General features: G+C 74.3%; 17 protein-coding genes and 1 tRNA gene. 9 read left to right on the top strand and 9 right to left on the bottom strand.

Features of this window, described 5'->3' with window-relative positions; translation table 11 throughout:
• The first annotated feature begins 78 nt into the window (after positions 1–78).
• Genes OG373_RS25395 through OG373_RS25375 form a run of 5 tightly spaced genes read left to right on the top strand, consistent with a single transcriptional unit; the run spans position 79 to position 8,155 of the window.
• The gene (locus OG373_RS25395; protein WP_405444203.1) at positions 79–1,365 is read left to right on the top strand and encodes a hypothetical protein; all 1,287 of its coding nucleotides are present in this window, start codon (positions 79–81) and stop codon (positions 1,363–1,365) included.
• Complete coding sequence (locus tag OG373_RS25390) at positions 1,362–4,196, top strand: tetratricopeptide repeat protein (protein ID WP_405440539.1); 2,835 nt, start codon at positions 1,362–1,364, stop codon at positions 4,194–4,196. The genes OG373_RS25395 and OG373_RS25390 overlap by 4 nt, the downstream gene beginning before the upstream one ends.
• A 3-nt stretch (positions 4,197–4,199) precedes the next feature.
• Positions 4,200–5,720 (top strand): protein phosphatase 2C domain-containing protein, encoded by a 1,521-nt coding sequence (locus OG373_RS25385; protein ID WP_405440538.1) that lies wholly within the window; start codon positions 4,200–4,202, stop codon positions 5,718–5,720.
• A gap of 60 nt (positions 5,721–5,780) precedes the next feature.
• Positions 5,781–7,106: a VWA domain-containing protein gene (locus tag OG373_RS25380; protein ID WP_405440536.1), complete on the top strand. Its 1,326-nt coding sequence runs from the start codon at positions 5,781–5,783 to the stop codon at positions 7,104–7,106.
• A 44-nt stretch (positions 7,107–7,150) separates the two neighbouring features.
• Complete coding sequence (locus OG373_RS25375; protein ID WP_405440535.1) at positions 7,151–8,155, top strand: FHA domain-containing protein; 1,005 nt, start codon at positions 7,151–7,153, stop codon at positions 8,153–8,155.
• A 1-nt stretch (position 8,156) separates the two neighbouring features.
• On the opposite strand, the gene OG373_RS25370 is transcribed toward OG373_RS25375, so the two are convergent.
• Positions 8,157–9,146 (bottom strand): methyltransferase domain-containing protein, encoded by a 990-nt coding sequence (locus OG373_RS25370; protein ID WP_405440534.1) that lies wholly within the window; start codon positions 9,144–9,146, stop codon positions 8,157–8,159.
• A gap of 91 nt (positions 9,147–9,237) precedes the next feature.
• Here OG373_RS25370 and OG373_RS25365 point away from each other — a divergent pair, with 91 nt between their 5' ends.
• On the top strand, positions 9,238–9,642 hold the full coding sequence (locus OG373_RS25365) for a globin (RefSeq protein ID WP_405440533.1): 405 nt from the start codon (positions 9,238–9,240) through the stop codon (positions 9,640–9,642).
• Positions 9,643–9,692: 50 nt separating this feature from the next.
• Here OG373_RS25365 and OG373_RS25360 read toward each other — a convergent pair whose 3' ends face one another.
• From OG373_RS25360 to OG373_RS25325, 8 genes are all read right to left on the bottom strand, one after another.
• Entirely contained in the window at positions 9,693–10,415 is a 723-nt protein-coding gene (locus tag OG373_RS25360) for a hypothetical protein (protein ID WP_405440531.1), read from the bottom strand.
• The gene (locus tag OG373_RS25355) at positions 10,412–10,879 is read right to left on the bottom strand and encodes an acyl-CoA thioesterase (RefSeq protein WP_397728996.1); all 468 of its coding nucleotides are present in this window, start codon (positions 10,877–10,879) and stop codon (positions 10,412–10,414) included. The genes OG373_RS25360 and OG373_RS25355 overlap by 4 nt, the downstream gene beginning before the upstream one ends.
• Positions 10,880–10,889: 10 nt before the next feature.
• Positions 10,890–12,554, bottom strand: a complete 1,665-nt coding sequence (gene ettA / locus OG373_RS25350; RefSeq protein ID WP_189964479.1) for an energy-dependent translational throttle protein EttA — start codon at positions 12,552–12,554, stop codon at positions 10,890–10,892.
• 154 nt (positions 12,555–12,708) lie between these two features.
• Positions 12,709–14,184 (bottom strand): bifunctional phosphatase PAP2/diacylglycerol kinase family protein, encoded by a 1,476-nt coding sequence (locus OG373_RS25345; protein ID WP_405440528.1) that lies wholly within the window; start codon positions 14,182–14,184, stop codon positions 12,709–12,711.
• Between the two features lie 74 nt (positions 14,185–14,258).
• Complete coding sequence (locus tag OG373_RS25340; protein ID WP_405440526.1) at positions 14,259–15,323, bottom strand: thioester domain-containing protein; 1,065 nt, start codon at positions 15,321–15,323, stop codon at positions 14,259–14,261.
• Between the two features lie 338 nt (positions 15,324–15,661).
• Positions 15,662–16,069: a single-stranded DNA-binding protein gene (locus tag OG373_RS25335; protein ID WP_397729001.1), complete on the bottom strand. Its 408-nt coding sequence runs from the start codon at positions 16,067–16,069 to the stop codon at positions 15,662–15,664.
• 122 nt (positions 16,070–16,191) lie between these two features.
• Positions 16,192–18,030 (bottom strand): GTPase, encoded by a 1,839-nt coding sequence (locus OG373_RS25330; protein ID WP_405440524.1) that lies wholly within the window; start codon positions 18,028–18,030, stop codon positions 16,192–16,194.
• A gap of 4 nt (positions 18,031–18,034) precedes the next feature.
• On the bottom strand, positions 18,035–19,651 hold the full coding sequence (locus OG373_RS25325; RefSeq protein WP_405440522.1) for a dynamin family protein: 1,617 nt from the start codon (positions 19,649–19,651) through the stop codon (positions 18,035–18,037).
• A 332-nt stretch (positions 19,652–19,983) separates the two neighbouring features.
• Here OG373_RS25325 and OG373_RS25320 point away from each other — a divergent pair.
• The 3 genes from OG373_RS25320 to OG373_RS25310 all read left to right on the top strand — a co-directional run bounded on the left by OG373_RS25320 (position 19,984) and on the right by OG373_RS25310 (position 23,244).
• Positions 19,984–20,056: transfer RNA gene (locus tag OG373_RS25320), tRNA-Arg, on the top strand.
• A 668-nt stretch (positions 20,057–20,724) separates the two neighbouring features.
• Positions 20,725–22,002: a phosphoribosyltransferase family protein gene (locus OG373_RS25315; RefSeq protein ID WP_405440521.1), complete on the top strand. Its 1,278-nt coding sequence runs from the start codon at positions 20,725–20,727 to the stop codon at positions 22,000–22,002.
• Between the two features lie 60 nt (positions 22,003–22,062).
• On the top strand, positions 22,063–23,244 hold the full coding sequence (locus tag OG373_RS25310) for a sulfite oxidase (protein WP_405440520.1): 1,182 nt from the start codon (positions 22,063–22,065) through the stop codon (positions 23,242–23,244).
• The last annotated feature ends 71 nt before the right edge of the window (positions 23,245–23,315 follow it).

Raw genomic sequence — 23,315 nt, 5'->3', positions numbered from 1 at the left:
GCGGGGCAGGATACGAGGACGGACACGGAGGCGGCAGCGGAAGCGGAGGCACAGTCGGTGGAGGTGGGGTCTGCAGTGATGGACCGGGACGACGTCGACCGCGCCCTGGCCAGGCTGGGCGCGGAGCACGAGGCCGTCGAGACCTCGCTGCTCGCCCTCCAGGACCACGCCGGGCGCCGGCTGCTGGAGGGCGCCGCGCTGACCGGGACCACCAAGGACCGGTGGACGGCCGCCGACGCGGACATCACCCGCCTGTGGACCTACTTCGACGCCTACAGCGGGGCCCTGACCGCCGCCCGGGCGGTACGGGAGCGGCGCCGCTGGCCGAACCGCGAGGACCTCGTCGAACTGACCGAGCGGCTGCGCGGACCCGGAGTGCTGATCGCCGGGGCCGCCGCCGAGGGCGTCGCCCTGGCGGAACGGCTCTCACTCGCCGAACTGGTGGCCCGGATGAACGGCCTGTACGCGCGCTCGCTCGACGTGGTGGTCGCCGCCGACGCCGTGTGGTCGGCGCTGCCCGCCCGGATCGACCTGCTCGCGGCCGAGCTGCACCGCACCCGCTCGCTGGCCCATTCGGTGGGCGTGCGGCCGGGTGAGCACCCCTCGGGCGACGACCTGGAGGACATCACCGCCGAGCTGGCCGAGCTGCGCACGCAGGTGATCGCGGACCCGCTGGCCTTCTGGCTGCCGGCGGCGGGCAGCGCGGCGCCCGGCGGCGGCCGTCCGGACACCGGGCGCTACGACCGGGCCGCGCTCGCGCTGGAGGACGTACGCCGCGAGGTCGAGGCGGTGCTGGACGTACGGCAGGACGCCGAGCAGCGGCTGATCGCCCTGCGGGACGTGCTCTCGCGGGCCGACCGGACGCTGGCGGAGGCCCGGACCGCGCGCGGCGAGGTGCTGGCGAAGATCGCCGCGTCCGAGGTGCCCGCGGTGAGCGGCCCGCCCACGGTGCTCCAGGAGCAGCTCGCGGCGGCGGCCGAGCACCGGCGTCAGGCGCGCTGGCACCGGCTCTCGCCGTTGCTGGAATCGCTGGAGGAGCGTGCCGAGGAGGAACTGCGGCGGGCCCGTGAATCGTTGACCGCGGTGACGGCGCCGCTGGCCGTACGGGCCGAGCTGCGCGGGCGCCTCGACGCGTACAAGGCGAAGGTCGCCCGCCACGGACTGGCGGAGGACCCCCTGCTCATCGAGCGGTACGACGCCGCCCGGCGGATGCTGTGGAGCGCGCCCTGCGACCTGCGGGCCGCCGAGCAGGCCGTCCTGCGCTATCAGCAGGCGACGGCGGAGTCCTTGCCGGCGCCCCAGGACCGGCCCGGGCAACGACACCAGGAACAGCGGCCCGACGGGCCGGGGGAGGAGGACGCATGAGCCTGATCGGAACCGCGTGCGTTCGCCCCGGGTGCCCGGGGGCGTACGAGGACATGGGCGGCGGCGAGGTCTACTGCGACACCTGCGGGCTGGCGCCGATCGGCTCGATCGCGGCGGGCGCGGACGAGCTGGTGTCGCCGCCGACGGGGATGACGAGCGCGGCCCGCGGCTCGCTGGGATCCGGCGGGTCCCGGGGGTCGATGGGCTCGCAGGGTTCCCACGGCTCGGCGCGCTCCTCGGCCTCGGCGAGGTCCTCCCGGTCCTCGTCCTCGCGCCGCTCGGTGTCCGGGCGGCTGTCGCGCTCGGTGTCGGGGACGATGTCCACCCGGTCGGTGTCGGTGCGCAGTTCGGGCTCGGCGGCCTCGGGCCGCAGCCGGCTGGGGGCCGGGCTGGTCAACGTACCGGAAGTGCCGCGTCCGAATCCGTCGACGGCGGTCCTGGAGAACCCGGAGGTGCCGGAGCGCAAGCGGTTCTGCTCGCGCTCGGACTGCGGGGCCCCGGTGGGCCGCTCCAGGGGCGACCGGCCGGGCCGGACGGAAGGGTTCTGCACCAAGTGCGGGCACCCGTACTCCTTCGTGCCCAAGCTGCGCTCCGGTGATGTGGTGCGCGGCCAGTACGAGGTGCTGGGCTGCCTGGCGCACGGCGGCCTCGGCTGGGTGTACCTGGCGGTGGACCGGGCGGTCGCGGACCGGTGGGTGGTCCTCAAGGGCCTGCTGGACACCGGGGACCAGGACGCGATGGAGGCCGCGATCTCGGAGCGGCGCTTCCTCGCGGAGATCGAGCACTCCAACATCGTGCGGATCTACAACTTCGTGGAGCACCTGGACCAGCGGACCGGTTCGCTGGACGGGTACATCGTCATGGAGTACGTGGGCGGCAAGTCGCTCAAGGAGATCGCGAACGAGCGGCGCAGGCCGGACGGGCGGCGGGACCCGCTGCCGGTGGAACAGGCCTGCGCGTACGGCATCGAGGCGCTCGAGGCGCTCGGCCACCTGCACAGCAGGAACCTTCTGTACTGCGACTTCAAGGTCGACAACGCGATCCAGCAGCAGGACCAGCTGAAGCTGATCGACATGGGCGCGGTACGGCGGATGGACGACGAGGAGTCGGCCATCTACGGCACGGTGGGCTACCAGGCGCCGGAGGTCGCGGAGCTGGGCCCCTCGGTCGCCTCCGACTTGTACACGGTGGCGCGGACGCTGGCCGTGCTGACCTTCGACTTCCAGGGCTACACCAATGTGTTCGTGGATTCGCTGCCGGATCCGGAGCACATCGAGGTGTTCCGGCGCTACGAGTCCTTCTACCGGCTGCTGGTACGGGCGACCGACCCGGACCCCGGGCGGCGGTTCGCGTCCGCGCAGGAGATGGCCGACCAGCTGACGGGCGTGCTGCGGGAGGTGGTCGCGCTGCAGACGGGCCGGCCGCGGCCGCAGCTGTCGACCCTCTTCGGTCCGGAACTGCGGGTTCCGGACGCCCGGCTGTTCGCCGACGCGGACGACATCGTCGTCTCCCGGCTGGGCCACCGGGCGATCGCCTCGCGGCGCGGTGGCGGGCTGTTCGGGCTGATGGGCCGTGGCCCGGTCCCGGCGGGGACGCACGCACCCGGCGGCGCGGCCGGTGCTCCCGTGGCCGGTGCGCCCGCGACGGCCGTCCCCGCGGCCGCTTCAAGACCCGGGGCGGGGGTCCCGGTGGGCACTGCTCCGCTGGGCGCCGCCGCGGTGGGGGCGTTCGGGCCGCCGGGTCACGCGCCCGGCGCGGGTGCGCCGCTGCCGTCCCTCGGAACCACCGCCACGCACGTGACGGGCGCACCGGTGCCGGGGCCCCGGTCCGCGCCGCCCGCCCCGGTCCGGGGCGCGGGGGCACCACCCGCCCCCGTACCCCTCACCTCGCCGCCGCCCGCCGCGGGAGCGACCACGCTCGACCCGCGCGACACCGCGCTGGCCCTGCCGGTACCGCTGGTGGACGCGGGCGACCCGAACGCCGGGTTCCTGACCGGTCTGCTCGCCTCCGCGCCGGGCGACCTGTTGGGCGCGCTGAGCACGGCGCCGGCCGACTCGGCCGAATTGCGGCTGCGGGAGCTGCGGGCCCGCCTGGAACTGGGCGAACTGGCTGAGGCCGGACACACCCTGGCGGATCTGGAAGCACGGCATCCGGACGACTGGCGGGTGGTGTGGGCCCGCGGCATCGCCTCGCTGGCCACCGGTGACGACGAGATAGCGGCCCTGTCCTTCGACGCTATCTACGACGCCTTCCCGGGCGAGCCCGCGCCGAAGCTGGCCCTCGGGCTGTGCGCGGAGGTGCTCGGCCAGCTGGACAACGCCGCCGAGTACTACCGCCTCGTGTGGATCACCGACCCCGGGTTCGTCAGCGCGGCCTTCGGACTGGCCCGCGTCCAGTTGGCCGCCGGGGACCGGGACGCGGCCGTGCGCACGCTGGAATCCGTACCGGAGGCGTCCATCCACTACACCGCCGCGCGGGTGGCGGCCGTACGGGCACGTCTGCGCGACCGGTCTCCGCAGGAGCCGCTGCTGGCCGACCTGTCGGCGGCAGCCGACCAGGTGGAGGCCCTGCGGCGGTTCGGACTGGACCCGGAGCGGCAGGAGAGGCTCGCGACGGAAGTTCTGGGCTCGGCCCTGGACTGGGTACTGTCGGGTAGCCGGGGTTCCGACCCCGGTCGGACCTCGCTGCTCGGCAGTCAACTGGACGAGCGGGGCCTGCGCTTCGGACTGGAGCGCTCGTACCGCGTACTCGCACGGCTGGCGCGGCGTGGCGAGGAGAGGATCGAACTGGTGGAGCGGGCAAACCGTTTCCGTCCCCGGACGTGGGTGTGAGTGATGTCGATGCATCGGCTGTCGGGCTGCCCCAGCTGCGCGGAACCCCTGGAGGAGGGTGACCGCTTCTGCGGCGTCTGCGGCTGTGCCGTGAGCGCTCCTCCCCCGGCCGCCGCCGCGGACAACCCCACCATCCCCATCCCACCGGCCCCACCGGCGCCGGCCGCCGCCGCGGGCGGTTACGGGACCCCGGCCCCCGGCGTACCGCACGCCGCCTCCGAGCCCGCCCCCGGCTGGGGCAGCGCCGCCTCGGCCGCGCCGACGCTGGTGGACGACCCCGCCGCCTGGGCCGCCACCCCGGCGGAACCGGAGCCGGAACCGGAGCCGGAACCGGAGCCCGAGCCGCGGCAGGGCCCGGCCGGGGCCACCTACGCCTCCTCCGGCCACGGGAACCCGTACGGCGCCAACACCCCGCCGGAGGGCACCCCGTGGGGCCCGGCCGGGGCCCCGTACGCCTCCGGAGCCTCCGCGGACGGCCCCGAGCCCCGCCACGACCGGCCCGAGGCCGACCCCGGCACGCCTGCGGAGGGGACCCCCTGGGGCACGGGCGAAGCCCCGTACGAGAATCCGTCCCAGCCCGGCGGAGCGGGCGGCGGCAGGACCTGTGTCGCCTGCCGGGCCGGCCACGTCGACACCGACGGGTACTGCGAGCACTGCGGGCACGCGCAGCCCCGCGAGCGCGACCACCTCGAGGAGGAGCTCGGCAGCGTCGCCGCCGTCAGCGACCGGGGCCTGCGCCACCACCGCAACGAGGACTCGTTCGCCGTGGCGGCCACCGCCCTGCCGGGTGGCTCCGCCGCCACCGTGGCCATCGTCTGCGACGGGGTCTCCTCCGCCAGCCGCCCCGACGAGGCCTCGGCCGCCGCGGCCGGCGCCGCCAACGAGGCGCTGCTCGAGGCACTCCCCCGCGGCGCCCACCCCCAGGAGGCCATGCACGAGGCGATCCTGGCCGCCGCCGCCGCGGTGAACGCGCTGGCCCCGCAGACCCCGGGCGCACAGAACGCCCCCGCCTGCACCCTGGTCGGCGCCGTCGTCAGCGGCGGCCTGCTGACCATCGGCTGGGTGGGCGACAGCCGCGCCTACTGGGTCCCCGACGACCGCGCCGCCCTGCCCCGCCGGCTCACCGAGGACGACTCCTGGGCCGCCCAGATGGTCGCCGCCGGTCTGATGGGCGAGGCCGAGGCCTACGCGGACGTCCGCGCGCACGCCATCACCGGCTGGCTGGGCGCCGACGCGTACGACCTCGACCCGCACACCGCGACCTTCAAGCCGGACCACCCCGGGGTGGTGGTGGTCTGCACCGACGGACTGTGGAACTACGCGGAATCCGCGCGGGAGATGGCCCAGGTGCTGCCCGCCGACGCCGCGACCCGCCCGCTGCACAGCGCCCAGGTACTGGTGGGCCACGCCCTCGACGGCGGCGGCCACGACAACGTCACCGTGGCGATCGTGCCGTTCGCCATGCAACCCGAGCAGGAACCGGGACCGGATGCGGAGCCGGGCCCGGCGGCAGGACAGGAATAGGAAGTGGAAGCGCGCCCGCAGGTCTGACCCGCCTGCCCGAGCCCCCTAGGAGTCCAACCGATGGCGAATTTCGCCAAGCCGAACGCCCCGCGCTTCAGCGTGGAGGTGTACCAGAACGAGTTCCTCCCCGAGGGCGGACGGGACGTCCACGCCATCGTCACGGTCACCGCCGCCGGTGGTGCCACCGCCACCCGCACGGCGGTCGCCGACGGCACGGCGGCCGTGGTGCTCATGGTCGACTGCTCGGGTTCCATGGAGTACCCGCCGGAGAAGATGCGCGGCGCCCGTGAGGCCACTGCGGCGGCCATCGACACCCTCCGCGACGGCACGGCCTTCGCCGTGATCGCCGGTACGCACGTGGCCAAGGAGGTCTACCCCGGCCAGGGCCGCCTCGCAGTGGCGGACGCGACCACCCGCGAGCGGGCCAAGGAGGCCCTGCGCGGGCTGAGCTCCGGCGGCGGCACCGCCATCGGTACCTGGCTGCGGCTCGCCGACGGCCTGCTGCGCGGCTCCACCGCCGCCATCCGGCACGGCATCCTGCTCACCGACGGCCGCAACGAGCACGAGGAGCCGGCCGTGCTCCGCGCCACCCTCGACGCCTGCGCGGGCCGCTTCACCTGCGACGCCCGCGGCGTGGGCACCGACTGGGACGTCAAGGAGGTCACCGGGATCGCGCACGCGCTGCTCGGCTCGGCCGACATCGTGGCCGACCCGGCTCACCTGGCCGAGGACTTCACGCGCATGATGGAGAACGTCATGGGCAAGGAGGTCGCGGACGTCGCGCTGCGCCTGTGGACCCCGGTCGGCGTGGAGATCCAGTACGTCAAGCAGGTGGCACCCTCCCTCCTGGACCTGACCGACCGCCGCACCGAGGCGGGCCCGCGTGCCGGCGACTACCCGACCGGGTCGTGGGGCGACGAGTCCCGCGAGTACCACGTGTGCGTCCGCGTCCCGACGGCGACCGTGGGCCAGGAGATGCTCGCCGCCCGCACCACCCTGGTCCTGCCGGGAGTGGCGGGCGAGCCGGCGACCGTGCTGGCCCAGGGCCTGGTGCGCGCGGTGTGGACGGACGATCTGGCGGCGTCCACGGCCATCAACGCGCAGGTCGCCCACTACACGGGGCAGGCGGAGCTGGCGGACGCTATCCAGCAGGGCCTGGAAGCCCGCAAAATGGGCGATGTCGGTGGTGCCACGGCCAAGCTGGGACGTGCGGTACAACTGGCTAGTTCCTCCGGGAACGCCGACACAGCACGACTCCTGTCCAAGGTGGTGGATGTGGTGGACGCGGTGGCGGGTACTGTGCGGCTGAAAGCGAAGGTCGCCGATGCCGACGAGATGACTCTCGACACGCGTTCGACGCAGACCGTCCGAGTGAAGAAGACCTGAGACCTGACGTGATGACGCAGGGAGAAGAAGGGGGAAGCGCCGCCATGCCGACCTGCCCGAACGGGCACCAGTCCGCGTCCGACGACTGGTGCGAGGTCTGCGGCCACCGCATGGCTGCCTCGGAGGGCCCGCCCCCGGTGCCCTCCTACGGCTACGGCTTCCCCCCGACCGCCGGTGAACCCACCGCCCAGGCCGAGCTCTGCCCGCAGTGCCGGACCCCGCGCGAGGCCATGGCCCCGTTCTGCGAGGAGTGCCGGTACAACTTCCTGACCCGCACCTCGACCTCGTACACCCCGCCGGCCCAGGCCCCGGACCCGGGACCCCAGCCGACGGGTGCGGGCGGTCGCGGTACGCCCCCGCCGCCCGTGCCCGCTCCCGGGAGCTACTCCCAGGACCACTTCGAGTACCAGGGCTCGCGGCCGTCCCGGGTCAACCGGCCGGCCGAGCCGCTCCAGCGCGAGGACGACTGGCTGCTGCCGCCGCCCGCGCACGAGCCGCAGCGGGAGTACCAGCAGGCCGCCCCGCAGCCCCAGTACCAGCAGCAGCCCCCGCCGCCGCCCCAGCAGCGGGAGTACCAGCAGGAGTACCAGCAGCAGGGCCCGCCGCCCCAGCAGCAGCAGTACCAGCCCTTCCCGCCCCAGGGCGGCGCCTGGAACGCGACGGTCGGCCCCGACCGCTCGTACTTCATGGCGATGATGCAGCGCAGCGGCCCCGAGGCGGCCGGGCTCAACCTGCCCGCCTACTCCCCGGAGCAGCATCTCCCGCTGTCCGGCGGCCAGATCACCATCGGCCGCCGCCGCGCCTCCACGGGCGAGTCCCCCGACATCGACCTGTCGGTGCCCCCGGAGGACCCGGGCGTCTCCCACCAGCACGCGGTCCTGGTCCAGCAGCCGGACCTCAGCTGGGCGGTGGTGGACCAGAACTCCACCAACGGCACCACGATCAACGGCGGCGAGGACCCGATCCAGCCCTACGTCCCGGTCCCCCTCGCCGACGGCGACCGCGTCCACGTGGGCGCCTGGACCACGATCACGATCCGCCGCGGCTGAGTCAGGTCTCCCCCAGGGGCCATACGTAGGGTCCCTGGGGGTCGTCCAGCCAGGACCATTGGCCCTCCGCGCTGACCGAGACGCCGAAGCGTTCGCGGGCCGGGCGGTCCTCGCGGCGCCAGAGGTCCAGGGCCTCGCGGGGGTGCAGTACGCCCGCGGTCAGTACCAGCATGAACTGGAAGCGCTCGTTCTCCACCAGCTCGTACGGGAGGCCGTACTCCAGGCCGGCCGGGTCGGGCGGCGGCACGGCCGTGGCGCCGCGCAGCGGGACGAAGTACGCCGGGGTGTGCAGGAAGTTGCCCTCGGCGAAATCGGCGTCCCGGACGGTCAGTGCGATCAGGCCCGTCGACAGCGGGGCCAGGATCCGGGCTCCCGGGCGGCACTGGGCCGGCCAGGTGTGCGGGATCAGCGGCAGGGTGCAGGTCACCATGATCCGGTCGAAGGGGGCCCGGGCGGGGCAGCCGCGCGCTCCGTCGCCGGTGATCACCACGGGGTGGTAGCCGAGTTCGGCCAGGTGCGACCGCGCGGACTCGGTGATCTCCTCGTCCAGGTCGACGGTGGTGACGTGCTCGTCGCCGAGCCGGTGGCAGAGCAGGGCCGCGTTGTAGCCGGTGCCCGCGCCGATCTCCAGTACGTCGTCGCCCTCGCGCACGTCCAGGGCGGCCAGCATCTTCGCCATCAGGGAGGGCTGACTGCTGGAGGAGACCAGCCGGCCGTCGCGCAGCCGGGTCGCCAGGGGGGTGTCGACGTAGACCCCGCGCAGCCAGCGGGCCCGGCGTTCGGGGTCGGGGTCCTCGGCCCACAGCCGCTCGTGACCGGCGCCGCGTCCGGTCCAGAAGTACGGGACGAACACGTGCCGCGGCACGGCGGCGAACGCCGCCCGCCAGCGCGGGTCCTCCAGCACCCCGGCGGCGGTGAGCTCCCGCACCTGGGCGGCGTGCGCGGTGTCCCGCAGGTCCCGTGCCTCGATGCGTGCGGTGTGTGCGGCCATGCCTCCACTGTCCTGCGCCGGGGCGCAGGGTGCGAGTGCGAGGGGTCCCGGGACCGGGGTCCTGGTTCCGGGCGTCTGAGACGATGGTCGGGTGAATGAGATTCCGCGGGGCGCAGTTCAGGAGCAGACGTTCTACGAGCAGGTGGGCGGCGAGGAGACCTTCCGCCGCCTCGTCCGGCGCTTCTACCAGGGGGTCGCGGAGGACCCGCTGCTGCGTCCGATGTACCCGGAGGAGGACCTGGGCCCCGCCGAGGAGCGGTTCGCGCTGTTCCTGATGCAGTACTGGGGCGGTCCGACCACCTACAGCCAGCACCGCGGCCACCCGCGCCTGCGGATGCGGCACGCGCCGTTCCAGGTGGACGCGGCCGCCCACGACGCGTGGCTGAGCCACATGCGGGTCGCGCTGGACGAGCTGGGCCTGACGCCGGAGCACGAGGCGCAGCTGTGGAAGTACCTGACGTACGCCGCCGCCTCGATGATCAATACGGCGGGATAGCGGGACTGGGGGACGGCAGGCTTTTCGGGGGCGGGACCGGGTCCGGCCGGTCAGACCGGCCGGACCTGGAGGGCGCCCAGGCCGCCGGTGACGCCGGGGCGGCGCATGGCGACGGAGCCGTACGGGGTGCGCAGCCGGAGCCAGGTCCCGGCGGCGAGCAGCGCCACGGGGGCGGGGGCGCCGGGCGCACCGGGTGCGGGGACGGGGGCCGGCACGGATGCCCGTACCGGCCGCAGGAAGCCCAGGGACTGTGCGGCGTGCACGGCGCGCAGCGGAAGCTCGGTGTCGCCGAGCGTGCGGGACCAGATCTCGCGGCCGATGCGGTCGCGCTCGGAGCGGGTCCGGTGCTGCACGGGCAGGGCCTCGTCACGGGCCCGGAACTCGGCGACGGCGGCAGCCACGGCCGCCCCCATCGCCTCGGGTCCGGGCAGCCCCGGAACCTGCCGCCAGCCACCGCGGGGCGGGAGCACCCCGGCCCAGGGCGGGCCGGTGACCGGCCCGGGCACGGCGGCCTCGGCCGAGGACTCGTCCACGGACTCCAGCAGCTCCCCGGCGGACACCGTCAGGTCCAGCGGCGTCGCGACGGGCGCGGCGAGCCGCACCGTGCGGATGGCGAGGATGTCGAAGGACGGCGGCCGCCCGAAGACGGCGAGCGCGCCGCCACCCGCCTGGAGGCGGACGGCGGCGGCGCGGTCGTAGTGCACCAGCCGGCCCAGGAAGGCGGCGAGGTCCGCCGCCTCCCCGGAATCGGCGAAGCGCAGCCGGTCGTTCATGCCGCGAGGGATCCGGTCGCGGACGAGGACGCCGGCTCGGGCTCGTCGAGGTACTCCTGGAGGAAACGCCTCTCCTCGGCCGTGATGCGGCGGGGCCGCCCGGCGGCGAGGTTGTAGGGCACGACCACGGTCTCGGCGCGCACGTAGACCGTCTCGGGCGCGTCCTCGGTCGCCTCGTCCTTGACCTCGTAGCGGATGGTCAGGGACGCGGCGCCTATCCGGGTCACCCAGGACTCGATGAGGACCGGCTCGTGGCGGTGCACGAGGGGCAACTTGTAGTCGATCTCGTGACGGGCCACGACGGACCCGCCCGTGAAGGACTCACTGCCCTCCCCCGGCGCGAGGCGGAACATGAAGTCGATCCGCGCCTCCTCCAGGTAGCGGAGGAAGACGACGTTGTTGACGTGCCCGAAGGCATCCATGTCCGCCCAGCGCAAGGGGCACCGGTAGTGGTGTCTGGCCATGACGGCGACCTCAGCCTCGGGTGAGCTTCTTGTAGGTGGCACGGTGCGGACGGGCCGCGTCCGGGCCCAGCCGCTCGATCTTGTTCTTCTCGTACGACTCGAAGTTGCCCTCGAACCAGTACCACTTGGACTCGCCCTCGTACGCCAGGATGTGCGTGGCGACTCGGTCGAGGAACCAGCGGTCGTGGGAGATGACCACGGCCGCACCGGGGAACTCCAGCAGCGCGTTCTCGAGCGAGGACAGGGTCTCGACGTCGAGGTCGTTGGTGGGCTCGTCGAGGAGCAGCAGGTTGCCGCCCTCCTTGAGGGTCAGCGCCAGGTTGAGGCGGTTGCGCTCACCACCGGACAGGACGCCGGCCGGCTTCTGCTGGTCCGGGCCCTTGAAGCCGAAGGCGCTGACGTACGCGCGGGACGGCATCTCGACCTGGCCCACGTTGATGTAGTCCAGCTCGTCCGACACGACCGCCCAGAGGGTCTTCTTGGGGTCGATGTTGGCGCGGGACTGGTCGACGTAGCTGATCTTGACGGTCTCGCCGACCTTGACGGAGCCGGAGTCCGGCGCCTCCAGGCCCTGGATCATCTTGAAGAGCGTGGTCTTGCCGGCGCCGTTCGGGCCGATGATGCCGACGATGCCGTTGCGCGGCAGCGTGAAGGACAGGTCGTCGATGAGGACCTTGTCGCCGAACGCCTTGGAGAGGTTGTTGACCTCGACCACGATCGAGCCCAGACGCGGGCCCGGCGGGATCTGGATCTCCTCGAAGTCCAGCTTCCGCATCTTGTCCGCCTCGGCGGCCATCTCCTCGTAGCGGGCGAGGCGGGCCTTGGACTTGGTCTGGCGGCCCTTGGCGTTGGAGCGGACCCACTCCAGCTCTTCCTTGAGGCGCTTCTGGCGCTTCTCGTCCTTGCGGCCCTCGACCTTGAGGCGGGTGGCCTTCTTCTCCAGGTAGGTGGAGTAGTTGCCCTCGTAGGGGTGCGCGCGGCCGCGGTCGAGCTCGAGGATCCACTCGGCGACGTTGTTCAGGAAGTAGCGGTCGTGGGTGACGGCCACGACGGCGCCCTTGTACTGGGAGAGGTGCTGCTCCAGCCAGTTCACCGACTCGGCGTCGAGGTGGTTGGTGGGCTCGTCGAGGAGGAGCAGGTCCGGGGCCTCGATCAGCAGCTTGCAGAGCGCCACGCGGCGCTTCTCGCCACCGGAGAGGGTGGTGACCGGCCAGTCGCCGGGCGGGCAGCCCAGGGCGTCCATGGCCTGCTCCAGCTGGGCGTCCAGGTCCCACGCGTTGGCGTGGTCCAGGTCCTCCTGGAGCTTGCCCATCTCGTCCATGAGTGCGTCGGTGTACTCGACGCCCATCAGCTCGGCGACCTCGTTGAAGCGCTTGAGCTTCTTCATGACGTCGGCGGCGCCGTCCTGGACGTTCTCCAGGACCGACTTGGACTCGTCGAGCTTGGGCTCCTGCATGAGGATGCCGACGGTGTAGCCGGGCGACAGGAAGGCGTCACCGTTGGACGGCTGCTCCAGGCCCGCCATGATCTTCAGAACGGTGGACTTACCGGCGCCGTTGGGGCCGACCACACCGATCTTCGCGCCGGGCAGGAAGTTCAAGGAGACGTCATCAAGAATCACCTTGTCGCCGTGCGCCTTGCGCGTCTTGCGCATGGTGTAGATGAACTCAGCCAAGAGAAACCGTCCGGCAGATCGATGGTGGGCAGATACACCCCATCTTGCCGTACGTCCATACCCTCGGGCGAATGGGTAGGTCAGGACCCCCTGACCCGGGAGCCGCCTGGCGGCAGGGGGACGCGGCCGCCGGTCGGCGGGGGGCGGCCGCCGGTCAGCGGGGGCGGTAGACGGTCAGGGCGTGGGGGAGCTCGTCGAGGACGAGGGCCGTCGGGGCCTCCGCGTACTCGCCGTCGTAGGCGAGCGGGGTGCCCTCGGGGATGTCCCCGATGCGCAGGCTGCGCAGGCGGGTGGCCACGTGGACCGGGGAGCGGCTCAGCGGCCCCGTGAAGGCGGCGGCCAGGAGCCGCGGGCCGGGGCGGCCGCCGCCGTGGACGAGCCGGAGGTCCAGCAGGCCCTCGCCGAGGTTGTCGCGGCGACGGGGGGTGGGGCCGGTGCCGTGGTAGGTGCCGTTGCCCGCGAAGAGCAGCCATACGCTGCGGGGCCGCCCTGCCAGCCGCAGCCGCACGGGCCGCTGCGCGCGCAGCACCCGCCAGGCCGCCAGCAGCGCGGCCGGGCCGCCGCCGATGCGCGGGGCCCAGCGCAGCCGGTGGCCGAGCAGTTCCGGATACGCGCCGATGCTGAAGTTGTTCAGGAAGTAGCCGGGCTCCCCGCCGGGCCCCGGGGAGAAGCGGCCCACGCCGACGCGGACGGCCTGCCCCTGCGCCACGGCCTCGCAGGTCGCCGCCGCTCCGGCGAGGCCGAGGTCCATCGCGAAGTGGTTGAGGGTGCCCCCGGGGAACACGGCCAGCGGCACCCCGGCCCGCAGCGCGGCGGCGGCGGCCGCGTTGACCGTGCCGTCGCCGCCGCAGATCCCGAGCACGGCGGCCCGCGACGCCGCCTTCGCGAGGGTCGCGGTCAGCTCAGAAGCCTCGCACTCGATCACCTCGGCCCCGGGCAGGCGGGTGCGCACCACGTCGAGACCCGCGGCCGAGGCCGTCCCCGACGCGGTGTTGACCACCACGGTGAGCCCGGCCCCGTCGGGCAGGGCCGGGGCCCCGGCGGCCGGCCGCTCGTCGCCCGGCACGACCCGGGCCTCCTGCGCGTCCCGCGCGAGGCGGCGTACGACGAAGCCCGCGAGCATCCCCAGGGACGCGCCCGCGAGCACGTCGGAGGGGTAGTGGACCCCGGTGTACACGCGGGAGAACGCCACGGATGCGGCGACCGGGGCCAGCGCGGCCCCCCAGCCCGGGGAGGCCAGCGCCACGCCGGTGGCGAAGGCGAAGGCCGATGCCGAGTGCCCGGAGGGGAAGGAGGTGGTCTGCGGCTGCGTGGCCAGCTGCCGGATCAGGGGCACGCCCTCCAGCAGCGGCCGCGGCCGGCGTACGGACCACTTGCCGATGGTGTTGATGGTCGCGGAGGCCAGTGCCAGCGAGGCGACCCCGCGCACGGCGGCCCGGCGGGCACCGTTCGATCCGAGGACGGCGATCGCGGCGGCGGCCCCGCCCCACAGCACCCCGTGGTTCGCGGCCCGCCCGAGCCGCGGCAGCACCCGGTCGGCCCCGGGCCAGTGCCGCTGGGCCACCGCGTCGAACAGTCGGCGGTCCCACAGCGCGAGGGTGCCGGACCAGGTCAGTTCTTGATCAGCCATCCTGTGCCCCTACCCCGGGCGCCGGATCCGAACCGGGACCGACGGCCACTCGGCCCAGCCGCGGCGGGCCGCCCCTATGCCTCGTCCTCCTCGTCCAGCGGACGCTTGCGGAGCAGCAGCACCACGAGCCCGCCCAGGACCACCAGGCCCACCGCCAGGGAGGCGATGACCGGAGTGGCCGCCGAGCTGCCGCTGGTCGCCAGCCGCTCCTCGTCGGGGGAGGTCGTCGGGAGGGCCGCGGACTGCCCGCCCATCGCCTCGATCGTCGAGCCGGAGCCCGCGTCCTCGGTGGTGCCCGAGGCGGCGCCCGGGGTCGTGCCGACCGCCGTCGCCGACGGCTGCGGCCAGACCGCCATGGCTGTGGCGGCGGCCGCGGACTCACTGGAGCCGGCCACGATCTGCGCCTGCATCGGCAGCTCACCGGTGAAGACCCGGCCGACCGGCACCTTGGTCGCACCCTGGACGGTGACCGAGGCCGTCCCGTCGGGGGTGCCCGCGGGCACCTCGAAGTACAGCCGGCTCCCGTTGACCGCGGTGGTCAGCGGCTGCCCCTCGGCGTCCACCACCCGCACCCCCATCGCGACGGCCGCCGCGTCCGGGATCACCGACACGCTGCGCGCCCCGGTGCGCACGGTCACCGGGCCGAGCCGGGTGCCCACCGCCCCGGACACGTCCCCCGGGTCCAGCCCGAGCGAGGCCGGGGGCTCCGGGAGCTGCCCCGCCGCCCGCTGCAGATAGTCGGCCAGCTTCTCGGCCGCCGGGTCCGTGGCCTCCACGTTCACCCCGTCCGCCAGTCGCCAGATCGCCACCTGGGTGCCGGCCGCGGCGCTCTCCGCGGTGAGGGCCCCGGCCCCGGCCGCCTTGGCGAGGTCGGCCAGATCGTTCAGCTGCGGGTAGGAGTGTTCCAGGACCCAGCGGATCCGGCCCGCCTCCCGGTTCCCGGCCAGCGGGCTGCGGCTCCAGCCGCTCTCGGTGTACCGGGACTGCGGCTGGGCGTTGCCCGTCACGCCGACCCCGTAAGTCTGGAGCATTCCGCCGCCGTCGACCCGCATCTCGTAGAGCCCGGCCGGGATCTGCCGGACCGATCCGTCCCCGGAGCGCAGGACCGCCTGCCCGTACGTCTTCAGCCCGTCCAGCACGGCGCTCGCACCCTCGGGTGACCTGGGCGCGGCCGGGCCGGAGTCGGCGGCCGCCCGCGCTCCGGGCGCGGTGGCGAGGGCCGCGGCCAGCAGGGCCGCCGCCAGCGGCCGGCGCGCGGAGCCCCGTACCGCCGCAGGAGATTCGGGACAGGGAGGAACGAAGGCAGGAACGAAGGCGGGAGCAGAGGCGGGAGCAGGAGCAGCCGAAGGAGTCGGCGCAGCCGCAGGAGCGGAACGAGGAGCGGAGGATGCGGGAACGGCAATCGACACAGTCTTCCCCTTCGGGCCAAAGACCCTGGTGCCCGTGAGTACCGGGGAATCCTATCCGCCTCGAACACTCAGACCACCGCCGCCTTCTGAGTGACCATCAGTGGCGTGTCCGTCCGGACCACGCGCCGGAAGGCGGCCGTACCCCGGTTCAGGTCGTGCCCGATGGCCGTGGCGTCGATATCCGCCGAGAACCAGCGGTTGCCCTCCCCGTCGGGCGGGTCCTCCCGTACGCGCAGCCGCCCGTGCACCACCAGCGGCTCGCCGACCGATACGGATCCGGCGAGGTTCACCGCGAGTGTCCGCCGCGCCCAGACCGTGTAGAAGCTGGTGCTCCCATCGGTCCAGGTGTCCTTGCGGCGGTCGTAGTACCTCGGCGTGACCGCGAAGCGGAACCGCGCCGCCGGGCCGTTCACCGTCTCCTTGTAGTCGATCTGCGTCGCCACACAGCCCACCAGCGTCACCTGGGTGTCGTACATCCCGGCCGCCCTCCCCCGTGGTTCCCACCCGTACGGTCATCCGTACGGGCCTAGTACGGACCATCCGTACGAGGTACGAACCATGCTGGGGCAGGCCGCGGTCTCCCGCTCCGGCCTGTGGATTACTGACGGGTTGTGGACAACTTGCTCCCCCCTGCGGCCACCGTGGCGTACTGCTCCCGCACCTCCCGGTAGCGCAGCAGCTCCGCCGCCACCGGTTCCAGCACCCGGGCCCGCCCGCACCCGGCCGCGGCCTGGCGCAGTCTGCGCTCCGCGTCCTGCCCGTAGCGCCGCGCCGGGCCCCGGGCGGCGATCGAGCAGGACCACTCCACGAGCGGCCCGCCGATGATGCCCGCCACCATCAGCAGCACGGGCGGCAGCAGCCTCGGTTCCAGCACCCCGACGATCTGCCCGACCAGCCACAGCCCGCCGAAGATCTGCAGCAGGGTCATGGCCGCCTGCGTCAGCACGGCCGCCGGCCACCACCTGGGGCGCGGCGGTCTGGCGCTCGGCACCGCGACCGCCGCGCCGAGGGTCACCGCGATCTCGTCCAGTGCCTCCGGGAGCCGGTCGGCGCCGCGCACCGCGGTCTCCCGGACCGCCTGCGCCCACGGGTCGGGCAGCCCGGCGACCGCCTCGTCTGCGACCACCCGTACGGCCTGCTCCACCCGCTGGCGTGCGGTCACCTCCTCCTCGACGGGGGCCTCCGCGACCGCCGGGCCGCGACCGCCGATCGCCGCCAGGGCGGCCAGACCCGACAGGGTGCGCGGCGCGCGCCGGCCCTCGTACCAGCGCCACAGCCGCAGCCACGGCGTCCCGCACGCCTTCCCCGCATTGCGCCGCCACGCGCGCTCGGCGGCGAGCCCGGCCGCGTACGCCCCGACCGCCTCGGCGAGCCGGTCCTCGAACTCGGCGCGCGCCGCCTCCCCGATCTCCGGCCCGGCGTGCCCGTCGGCAACGTACAGCGGGCGCAGGCGTGCGGCCGCACGGTCGACGTCGGCGGAGATCCGGCGGGTGGCCGCACCCTTCTCCTGGGTGAACTGTCCGAGCAGCTCGCGCAGTTCCCCGACGCCCTCCCCGGTGAGTGCGGACAGCCCGAGGACGGTGGCGCCGGGCTCGCCGTGCTCGCCGAGCGCGATCCCGTCGTCGTCGAGGAGCCGGCGGAGGTCGTCCAGTACGAGGTCGGCGGCCTCTCCGGGCAGCCGGTCCACCTGGTTCAGGACGACGAAGGTGACCTCCGCGTGCCCGGCGAGCGGTCGCAGGTACCGCTCGTGCAGGACGGCGTCCGCGTACTTCTCCGGGTCCACCACCCACACCACGGCGTCGACCAGCGCCAGTACGCGGTCCACGTGGTCCCGGTGGGCGCCGACCGCCGAGTCCAGGTCGGGCAGGTCGACGAGGACCATGCCGCGCAGCGCCTCCGCCTCCGAGGTCTCGCGGGGGCGGCGCCGCAGCCGGCCCGGGATCTCCAGCCGGTCCAGCAGCCCGGCGGCCCCGTCCGACCAGCTGCACGCGATGGGAGCGGCGGTGGTCGGGCGGCGCAGGCCCATTTCTGAGATCTGCACTCCGGCGAGTGAATTGAACAGAGTGGACTTGCCACTTCCGGTGGCTCCGGCGATGGCGACGACCGTGTGCTGGGGCGACAGCCCGCGACGCGACGCCGCCTCGTCCAGGACCCGCCCCGCCTCGGCGAGGGTCTTGCCGTCGAGCCTGGTCCGGGACAGACCGACCAGTTGGCGCAGCGCGTCGAGGCGCAGTCGCAGGGCCTGCCCCTCGGGGCTGAGCGGGGGCGCGGTCGACTTGCCGCCGTCGCTGCCCGCGCCGGAGACGGCCCGGACGAGCGCGTCGTCGTTCTCGTCGCCCCCGTCCTCCTCCTCGCTCCCGTCGACGGCCCGGGGGCGCGAGCGCGCGATGAGTCCGTCGTCCCAGCGGTCGTCGGTGCGGTCGGTCAGGGCGGTCACCGCGTCACCTCTCCTTCTGCAGTACGGACAGCGCGGCAATCAGCTCGGCCTGTGGTTCCGGGGTCACCTCGAGCGCCTCCAGCGGGGCGAGCCGGCGGTTGCGTTCGGCGCGCAGCACCTGGTCGAGGTGGTCGCCGACCAGTTCCCCGCCCCGGTCGCGCAGCCGCAGGGCGGCCTGCGCGCCGATCCGTTCGGCGAGCTTCTCCCCGGCGGGCCGGGCCCGTTTGCCGCCGAGGAGGGCGGCGACGAGGAGGGCGGCGACGCCGTCGGGGTCGGGTGCGGGCTGCTTGTCGAGCTTGGCCACCTCCTCCTCGGCGAGTTCCTCCAGGACCCGCCGCCACCGGCGTACGGCCATGCCGATGCGTTCGCCCGCCTCCCGGTCGGGCGCGGGCAGCGCGACCGCACCGGCGGCCGGCTCGCGCCGCCAGGCCTCGGCGATCCGCTCGTCGGCGGCGGCGACGGCGCACTGGAGGAGCGCGGCGAGGGATTCGGCGAGCGAGTCCAGCAGTTCGTCGGCGCTGGTGTCGAGGGGGTAGCCGCGCCACCGGGTCAGGGCGTCCCCGGCCAGTACGGCGCCGTGGTCGAGGCGGTTGCGGACCCGCTTGCCCTCCCGTTTGTACGCGTCCTCGACGGCCGAGGTCAGCCGAACGGCGGCGGCGTGCTGGGCGGCGACGGCGGAGGCGAGCTCCGGCATCCGGCGCCCGAGGGAGTCCAGCGCGCCGAGCGCGGTGCGCCCGACGGCGTACTGCCGGGCGGCCGGATCCTGCGCGTGGTGGGCGAGCCAGGCGAACAGCGGGGCGACGGCACTGGCCGGCAACAACCCGCCCCCGCCTGCGGACTCGGGCAGTTCCGGAACGGTGAACCGCGGTACGTCGCCCAGCCCCGCCTTGGTGAGCAGGGCCCCGTACTGCCGCGAGACCTCGGTGAGCACCTGGTGCGGGACCCGGTCGAGAACGGTGACGAGGGTGGCCCTGTACTGCTTCGCGGTGCGCAGCAGATGCCAGGGGACGGCGTCGGCGTACCGCGAGGCGGTGGTGACCATCACCCAGACGTCGGCGGCGCAGATGAGTTCGGCGGCGAGGGTCCGGTTCTCGACCACCAGGGAGTCGATGTCGGGCGCGTCGAGGATGGCCAGGCCGCGCGGCAGGCTGGAAACGGTTTCGATCCGCATCTCGCGGGTCGCATGGGTGTTGGCCGGTCCGCGATCGCGGACCCGGGACCTGGCGGCGGGGGGCACCTCTTCTTCCTCGTGCGGCACCCAGACCCGCATCAGGTCGGGCAGTACACGCATTCCGGCGAACCAGTGGTGGTCATCCGGATGGCAGACAAGCACCGGGGTACGGGTGGTCGGGCGCAGCACCCCGGCTTCGCTGACCTGCCGGCCGACGAGGGAGTTGACGAGGGTGGACTTACCGGCCCCGGTGGACCCGCCGACGACGGCGAGCATCGGCGCCTCGGGCGCCTTCAGCCGGGGTACGAGGTAGTCGTCGAGCTGCGCGAGCAGCTCGGCTCTGGTCTGACGGGCGCGTGGAGCGCCGGGCAAGGGCAGCGGCAGACGCACGGACGCGACCCGGTCGCGCAGGGCGGACAGGGCATCGAGCAGCTGAGGCCGAACATCCAAGGTCACCACATGCGAAGAATGCCCAATTTAGGACCATTTTTGAAGCTTATACGTCCTCTGCGCGCCGACGGCGACTCCAGTGGGACATTCTGGGCACGACGGACGAGTGGGGCGCAGGCATAACGAGTGCACAACACCAAGGGCGACGCGGCGCAAAAGCGATGCGAGAATCGCACCTGCCTGCGATTATCGGGACCGCTTCACCGAACCTCCACATCGTGGCCCGCGAGTGAAGCAACCGGGACAAGGCAACCGGAGCCCTATCCTTGACCCGGCACGGACCTCAGCCCCACCCCCACCAGGGGCTCCAGGCCCACCAAGGCCACCTACCGGCCCCCGTAGCTCAGTGGATAGAGCAGGTGCCTTCTAAGCACTTGGCCGCAGGTTCGAGTCCTGCCGGGGGCACTCTTTCCGCACCACCCGAAGCCCTCCCTCGCGGAGGGCTTTCGTGCAGGTCGGAGCGGCCTGGGGAGTGCCTCGTAGCACCACGGTAAGGCTGGTCCTCTCCCCTGCGACAGCCGACGACCGACCCTCCCCCGCGCGGCCGATTCCGGGTCCCTGTGCGAGCGGTCTGCCGCAACGCCGCGCCGTTCGGAACCACTTGGGGTACGGGCTCGGCACACCGGGATGCTGCGGCGCCGGATGGGCGACGGGCCCGGCGTCGGCCCTCACCCGTGCTGCGGAGCGTCCATCTCGCAGGGCTCGGCGGCGAGTTCGGCGGCTCTGCGGGCCGGGACGCGCGGCGGCCGGCGCCCGTACCGGGGCGGCTTCCGGCCCGGTTGACCAGCTTCGTGGGCCGGCAGGCCGACGGCACCCGCCTCACGCCGGCGGTGGGGATCGAGCCGGAGATCCGCGCGGCCGGGAACGCGGGCCGCCATCGGCGTCCTGGTCCGGGACCGAGCGCCGAGCGCATCGTCGCGGAGGGCACGGTCGTGGGCATCGACCTCGCGGGCCGGCTCCTCCGGCGGGCCCCCTTCGCGGCCCGACCGACTTGCGGGAAGGCCGGGGATGCGGTTGCGTCGAAGGAGATGGGTACGTGGTTCCCGTCTCCCCTGGTTTGGGGGTGAGCCATTGTGCTGTTCTCCCATCGCGCGGACGCCGGCGAGCAGCTCGCCCAGGCGCTCCGGCACCTGAAGGAGGAGGATCCCGTCGTACTGGGCCTGCCCCGCGGCGGAGTCCCGGTCGCCTACCGGGTGGCCCGCGCGCTCGGCGCCCCGCTCGATGTGATCGTCGTGCGCAAGCTCGGTGTCCCCCACCACCGCGAGCTGGGCTTCGGCGCGATCGGCGAGGGCGGCGTACGCGTCATCAGCGAGGACATCGTCCGCAGCAGCCGGCTCCGCCCCGAGGATCTCGCGGAGGTCGAGCACGCCGAGGAGGCGGAGCTCGCCCGGCAGGCCCGCCGGTTCCGCGGGGACCGGCCGCGGGTGCCCCTCGACGGCCGGACCGTGATCGTCGTGGACGACGGGATCGCGACCGGCGCCACGGCGGCAGCCGCGTGCGAGGTCGTCCGGGCACAGGGCGCGGCGCGCGTGGTGCTGGCCGTTCCGGTGGCCCCGCCGGACGCGGTCGCCCGGCTGGGCTCCGCCGTCGACGAGGTGGTGTGCCTCTCCACACCGCACGCCTTCCGCGCCGTCGGCGAGTGGTACCAGGACTTCTCCCAGACCCCCGACGAGGAGGTCGTCTTCCTGCTGGCACGGGCCGCGGCCGATCCCCTCTCCCGCCCGCCGGTCCGGCCCACCGCGGTCGAGGTGGACGCCGGCGGCCTCACCCTGCCCGGGGACCTCGCCCTTCCGGAGGGCGCCGGGGCGGTCGTGGTGTTCGCCCACGGCTCCGGCAGCAGCCGCCACAGCCCCCGCAACCGGTCGGTGGCGGCGGAGCTCAACCGGGCCGGCCTCGGCACCCTGCTCCTCGACCTGCTCACGCCCGCCGAGGAAACCGACCGGGCCCATGTCTTCGACGTGGAGACGCTGGCCGGGCGGCTCGCGGACGCCACCGCGTGGCTGCGCGGCCGGGTGTCCCTGCCGATCGGCTGGTTCGGGGCGAGCACCGGAGCCGCGGCGGCACTCTGGGCCGCCGCCGCGGACCCGGAGGTCGGCGCCGTGGTCTCCCGCGGCGGCCGCCCCGACCTGGCCGGCCCGCGGCTCGCCGCCGTACGGGCCCCCACGCTGCTGATCGTGGGCGGCCGGGACACGACGGTCCTCGACCTCAACCGCCGGGCGCGGAGCGAGCTGCGCTGCGAGAACCGGCTGGAGGTCGTTCCGGGGGCCACACACCTCTTCGATGAGCCGGGCACCCTGGAGGAGGTGGCCGTCCTGGCCCGGGACTGGTTCATCCGCCACCTGACCCCGTGACCTGTGTGTCCGGGGGGGACAGCAGTGGCGCGGCAGCGGCCGGGCCGCGACCATGAGGAGATGGAGCAGGCGAGGGATCAGGCGTCTGTGCAGGTCCCGGCCGGGGAGCAGGCGCGGGAGCGGGCGCGGGAGCAGGCGCGGCAGGTCAGCGCCCCGGGCCGCATCGCGGCGCCGGGTGAGGGCATCGGCCCCGAGGAGCTGGCGCTCGCGGCCCGCAACCACGGACTTCCGTTGGAAGCCCTGCGCTACGAGGTCACACCGCCCGGACTGCACTACGTCCTGGTCCACTACGACATACCCGCCGCCGACGCCGCCCGGTGGTCCCTCTCCGTCGGCGGCCGGGTCCGTACCCCGCTGGCGCTGGACCTCGCCGCCCTGCGCGCGTTCCCCGCGGTCACCCACCGCGTCACCATGGAGTGCGCGGGCAACGGTCGGGCCCGCCTCACCCCCCGGCCGGTCAGCCAGCCGTGGCTGGTCGAGGCGGTGGGCACCGCCGACTGGACGGGCGTTCCGCTGCGGCTCGTACTCGCCGAGGCCGGGGTGCGGCCGGATGCCGTCGAGGCCGTGTTCACCGGCGCCGACCACGGGATCGAGCGCGGCGTCGAGCAGGACTACCGGCGCAGCCTGCCGGTGGCGGCCGCCACCGGGGACGATCCGGAGGTGCTGATCGCCTACGCCATGAACGGCCTGCCGCTGCCCCCGCAGCACGGGTTCCCGCTGCGGCTGGTCGTCCCCGGCTGGTACGGCATGGCGCACGTCAAGTGGCTGCGCGAGATCACCCTCGTCGACGCGCCGTTCACCGGTTTCCAGCAGGCCGTGGCCTACCGCTACCGGCGGTCCGCCGACGATCCGGACGAGCCCGGCGAGCCGGTCACCCTGATCGCGCCGCGCGCCCTGATGGTCCCGCCGGGCTTCCCCGACTTCATGACCCGCACCCGTGTCGTGCGCCCGGGCCCCGTACCGCTGGAGGGGCGGGCCTGGTCCGGCCACGGGGCCGTGGCCCGGGTGGAGGTGAGCGCCGACGGCGGCCGCTCCTGGACCAGGGCCGAGGTCGCGCCGCCGCAGCCGCACCGGTGGGCGTGGCAGGCCTGGTCCTGTGTCTGGCGGGCCGCACCGGGCCGCCACACGCTGACCGTCCGCGCCACCGACTTCGAGGGCCGTACGCAGCCCCTCGAACAGCCCTGGAACCGGGGCGGCTTCGGCAACAACATGGTCCAGCACGTCCCGGTCCTGTGCTGCTGAGCCGCGGACAGCGGCGCCGTCGGCCGAAGGGGCCCTCGACGTGGTCCGCGGTGCGCCGGTCGGAGGGGCTG

The sequence above is a fragment of the Streptomyces avidinii genome (genome assembly GCF_045161815.1).
Lineage (GTDB): Bacteria > Actinomycetota > Actinomycetes > Streptomycetales > Streptomycetaceae > Streptomyces > Streptomyces avidinii.
The sequence above is the reverse complement of the archived record's forward strand: the minus strand, read 5'-3'. Positions and strand labels throughout refer to the sequence as shown.